Genomic DNA, 5,156 nt, shown 5'->3' on the forward strand with positions numbered 1-5,156 from the left:
TTAACCGAAGACAAGTTGAAAGAATTACTTTCGGTGAAAATTAGAACCGAAAAAATCGCCATTAAAGACGCAAAATTAAGAACATTTATTACCGAAGACAGTAGTCGAGATGATTTGGTAGCACACGTTTATGATGTAACTTATGGTGTGGTTAAACCAACGGATAATTTGGTAATTATTGATGATAGTATTGTGCGAGGAACTACTTTAAAACAAAGTATCATTAAGATGATGGATCGTTTGCATCCAAAGAAAATTGTAGTAGTATCTTCGGCACCTCAAATTCGTTATCCAGATTGTTACGGAATAGATATGGCAAAGTTAGAAGGATTAGTAGCGTTTAGAGCCGCTTTAGCTTTATTAAAGGATCGCAATTTATATCATATTTTTGAAGAGGTTTATCAAAAATCAAAGGCACAAGAAGATTTTACAGATGCCGATGTGATAAATTATGTCAAAGAAATTTATGCACCTTTTACAGATCAAGAAATTTCTGATAAAATTGCAGAAATGCTTACGCCTGATGACACAAATGCCGAAGTAAAAATTATTTATCAAACGGTAGCAGATTTACATAAAGCGTGCCCTAAAAATTTAGGCGATTGGTATTTTACTGGAGACTACCCAACAGACGGTGGAAACCGAGTAGTAAACCGTGCTTTTATGAATTTTTATGAAGGAAAAGACGCTCGAGCGTATTAAAAAGTGCAGTTCATCGAGTTTTTGTGCTATATAACAATTTTTTTACTCACAAGTAATTTCATATACTACTTTAGTATCACCAAAAAATTAGTAGGTTAAGTTTTATGGTAAATTTGGGGCAAAAAGGGTGAAAGCAATTTCACCTTTTTTATTTTCAAAAAAATTGGTACAATACAAAAAAAGCCGAGAAGTCGCCATACTTCTCGGCTTTTTTAGTTAATTATATTAAGAAATTATAGTGCCGCTTGATAACGTTTTGCTACTTCTTCCCAATGAATTACATTAAAAAACGCTTCCATATAATCAGGACGACGGTTTTGATAATGTAAATAATAAGCATGTTCCCACACATCCATTCCTAAAATTGGTTGTCCGCCGCAAGCCACACCTGGCATCAAAGGATTATCTTGATTAGGAGTAGAACATACTTCTAATTTTCCGTCTTTTACACACAACCAAGCCCATCCTGAACCAAAACGGGTTGCACCTGCTTTTGCAAATTCAACTTTAAAAGCATCAAACGAACCAAAAGCAGCATCAATTGCAGCAGCTAATGCACCGGTTGGTAAACCACCACCGTTTGGCGACATAATTTCCCAAAATAAAGTGTGGTTGTAATGACCTCCACCGTTATTTCTAACCGGCATATTGTTCATGTCAAGATTTTTCATCAACTCTTCAATTGATTTTCCTTCTAATTCTGATCCAGCAATAGCTGCATTTAAATTTGTTACATAAGCATTATGATGTTTAGAATGATGAATTTCCATTGTTCGAGCATCAATATGTGGTTCTAATGCATCATATGCATAAGGTAATTTTGGTAATTCAAAAGCCATGATATTTTATTTTTAGATTAATAATATTTTCACCAAATTTACAAATTAAACTTTGGAATCAAAAATAGATCGTTTCTATAACACCATAATTAAGACAAATATAACATTTGGAAACAACAGCTTTTACCATTTATGACGCTTCCGCAGGATCAGGGAAAACATACACGTTAACGAAAGAATATTTAAAAATTCTCTTTTTAGCAAGTAACGACGATGCCTATAGGAAAATTTTGGCCATTACGTTTACCAATAAAGCGGTTGCTGAAATGAAAAACAGAATCGTATCAAGTTTGTATGAATTTTCCATTGATACTACTTCTGAAAAAGCTATGGATTTGCTAAAAGATGTGGCGAATGATACAAAATTAAGTATTGCAACGATTAAAGATAAATCGAAAGCAATTATTAAAAACATCATTCATAATTATGCGGCGTTTGATATTTCTACGATTGATAAATTTACCCACAAAGTCATTAGGACTTTTGCACAGGATTTAAATTTACCACCCAATTTTGAAGTGTCTTTAGATACCGATGTTTTGTTGCAAGAAGCCATTGATTTAGTGATTTCCAAAGCGGGAGAAGATCAAAACTTAACCCAACTCTTAATTGAATTTTCAAAAGAACGCACCGACGACGATAAAAACTGGGATATTTCAGCCGAATTATTAGCCGTAGCACAGTTGATTACTAACGAAAACAATTCGGAAGAAATCAAAGAAATGTCCGAAAAAAGTGTAACAGATTTTGGAATCATTAAAAACAAATTACAAACTGCAAGTGCACATTTAAAACAAGAATGTAGCACAATTGCTCAACAGATTTTAGAAAATATCGACAAAAATGGTGTTTCTAGAAAATCGTTTTATTCGAGTTATGTAACCAATCATTTAGAAAAGGTTGCCACTAAACGCATTGCCCGAAACGATACAATTATAAATTATTTAAACGGAACCAATGCGCCCTATTCAAAAGCCGTTCCTCAATTTGACAAGGATTTTATTGATGCCAATGCATCTGAAATATTAAGTTCGGCTCAAACAATAAATGGAAAAGCTGAAAAAATTGCCTTGTATGAAGCTTTTCTTCAAAACTTAAATCCACTTTCGTTATTAAACACGATTTATCAGGAATTCAAGAAAATTCAAGAAGAGCAAAATATTGTTTCAATTTCTGATTTTAATACGATCATTCATAAAGAAATTAAAAACCAACCGGCTCCATTTATCTATGAGCGTTTGGGAGAAAAATACCGCCATTATTTTATTGATGAATTTCAAGATACTTCAGTAATGCAATGGCAAAATTTAATTCCTTTAATTGATAATGCATTGGCTGGCGAAGATGAATATGGAAAAAAAGGAACTTTGATGCTGGTGGGTGATCCAAAACAAGCTATTTATAGATGGCGTGGCGGAAAAGCCGAACAATTTATTGATTTAGCTAAAGAAATTGACGCAAACAATCCATTTTCAAATAAGGATAAAAAAACAGAGCGATTAAAAACAAATTATAGAAGTTATACAGAAGTCATTCATTTTAATAATGCTTTTTTCAAACAATTAGCGCATCAATTTGACAATGAAGACTACAAGAATTTGTATGAACATCTTTCGCATCAAGAAACTAATTCTAAAACTGGCGGCTATGTAAATTTATCTTTTATTGAAGAGCCTGAAGAGGAAATCTTGATAGAAGGATTTGATAATGAAAACGATACCGTTACTTTAAAAGACAAACTTTATTTGAGCAAAACACTACAAACAATCCAACAGTGTCTTGCCAATAAATTTGAATATAAAGACATTATATTACTTACACGAACAAAAGCTCCAGGAATAAAATTGGCTAATTTTTTAACCGAAAACAAAATTCCAATATTATCATCTGAAACGTTGTTGATTCAAAATGCTATTGAGGTTAAATTGATCATTGCGTTACTTCGGTATTTAAAAAATTCTAAAGAAGAAGAGGCAAAAATTTATTTTCTATACTACATTGGTGGATACTTACAATCTGAACTAGATATTCACGATTTTATCTTGGCAACAAAAGATAAAAACACTGCCGATTTAGAAGTTTATTTAAAGTCAATTGGAATCGAAATTTCGTTTACTGATTGCAAGAAAAAATCCCTTTATGAAACGGTTGAAACGCTAATTTCGATATTTTTAAAGCACAAAGTAAACACTTCTTATTTGCAATATTTTCTTGATTTAGTGCTAGAAAAAGACGTGAAAGTACAATCAAGTATTGCAGACTTCTTAGAGTATTGGGATAAAATAGGCTTTCAAAAAAGTATTCCATCACCAGAAGGAACAAATGCTGTTCGAATCATGACCATTCATAAATCAAAAGGATTGGAGTTTCCAGTGGTTATTTTTCCTTTTGCCGAAGAAGATTTTACAAAAAAAATAAAGGATAAACTTTGGATTCCTCTAGAAGATTCAACTATTGACTTACCAAAAGCATTAATCAATAACAAAAAGGAAGTTGAAAATTATGGAAACGAAGCAAAAACCATTTTTCAAACTAAAAACCAAGAAGAAATACTAGATACCATTAATGTACTCTATGTGGCATTAACCCGCGCCAAAGAGCAATTATTTGTAATTTCAAATAAAAAATTAACTAAAAAAGGAGCTTTTGTTACGTCAAATTTATCCTATTACTTTTTAGATTTTTTAGAAAAAAAGGGAGTGTATGAACCTACAAAATTTACTTATGAGTTTGGAACCGCTGACCGAAAATCTGAAATTGAAATTCATAAAGGCATTCATGAAAGCATTGGAATAGTTGCAGATAAATTAAAACCTTCAAAAATTAACATTGCACAACGCGAAGCACTTATGTGGGGAACGATACAACAAGATGCAATTGCTTTTGGAACTATTTTGCATGAAATTATGGCATTTATTCACACAAAAGATGAGGTTGAATTAGCCTTAAATAAAGCCATAGAACATGGTTTAATTAGGATATCACAACGTGAAATTTTTAATGATACCATTCAAAAAATTGTCAATCATTCAGAATTAAACGATTTTTTTGCTGCTGAGGGCACAAAAATTAATGAACAAACCATCATTAAAAAAGCAACAAAAGCGATAAAACCTGATCGAGTGGTTTTAAAAGGCAATAGTGCTTATTTGTTAGATTATAAAACAGGTGAAAAACATCACAAACATAAAGTGCAAATAGAGGAATATGAATTAGCGTTGCGCGAAATGAACTATTCGGTTGCAAAAAAAATGCTCATTTATATAGGCGAAAGCATAGAAATAGTAACTTTGTAATACTAAAAAGAAACACAAACAATAATAAAATTATGTACGGAAAAATTCAACACCACTTGCAAAGCGAATTAAATTCGATTAAAGAAAATGGTTTGTTTAAGAAAGAACGCATTATTACTTCGCCTCAAGGTGCCGAGATTACTATTTCAACTGGAGAAACGGTTTTAAATTTTTGTGCCAATAATTATTTAGGACTTTCTTCACATCCAGAAGTGGTTCAAGCAGCAAAAGACGCCTTAGATTCTCATGGTTTCGGAATGTCATCTGTACGTTTTATTTGCGGAACACAAGATATTCATAAAGAATTAGAACAAAAAAT

The 5,156-nt window shown here is 32.0% G+C and carries 3 protein-coding genes and 1 pseudogene; 3 read left to right on the top strand and 1 reads right to left on the bottom strand.

Annotation, left to right across the window (positions count from 1 at the left end; genetic code table 11):
* Positions 1–702, top strand: a pseudogene (locus tag ACIQZC_RS08905) (amidophosphoribosyltransferase); the annotation flags it as partial.
* 233 nt (positions 703–935) lie between these two features.
* Here ACIQZC_RS08905 and ACIQZC_RS08910 read toward each other — a convergent pair.
* Complete coding sequence (locus ACIQZC_RS08910; protein WP_396138878.1) at positions 936–1,541, bottom strand: superoxide dismutase; 606 nt, start codon at positions 1,539–1,541, stop codon at positions 936–938.
* A gap of 107 nt (positions 1,542–1,648) precedes the next feature.
* Between ACIQZC_RS08910 and ACIQZC_RS08915 the strand changes: the two genes are divergently transcribed.
* Both ACIQZC_RS08915 and ACIQZC_RS08920 read left to right on the top strand, forming a co-directional pair.
* Positions 1,649–4,837 (top strand): UvrD-helicase domain-containing protein, encoded by a 3,189-nt coding sequence (locus ACIQZC_RS08915; protein ID WP_396138879.1) that lies wholly within the window; start codon positions 1,649–1,651, stop codon positions 4,835–4,837.
* A 32-nt stretch (positions 4,838–4,869) separates the two neighbouring features.
* The coding region (locus ACIQZC_RS08920; protein WP_396138880.1) for an aminotransferase class I/II-fold pyridoxal phosphate-dependent enzyme at positions 4,870–5,156 on the top strand (287 nt) is incomplete at its 3' end.

Source organism: Flavobacterium sp., from assembly GCF_044338735.1.
Lineage (GTDB): Bacteria > Bacteroidota > Bacteroidia > Flavobacteriales > Flavobacteriaceae > Flavobacterium.

Bases quoted from the DNA above. Each gene is read 5' to 3' on its own strand.
- ACIQZC_RS08910 (WP_396138878.1), bottom strand. From the start codon at position 1,541: ATGGCTTTTGAATTACCAAAATTACCTTATGCATATGATGCATTAGAA.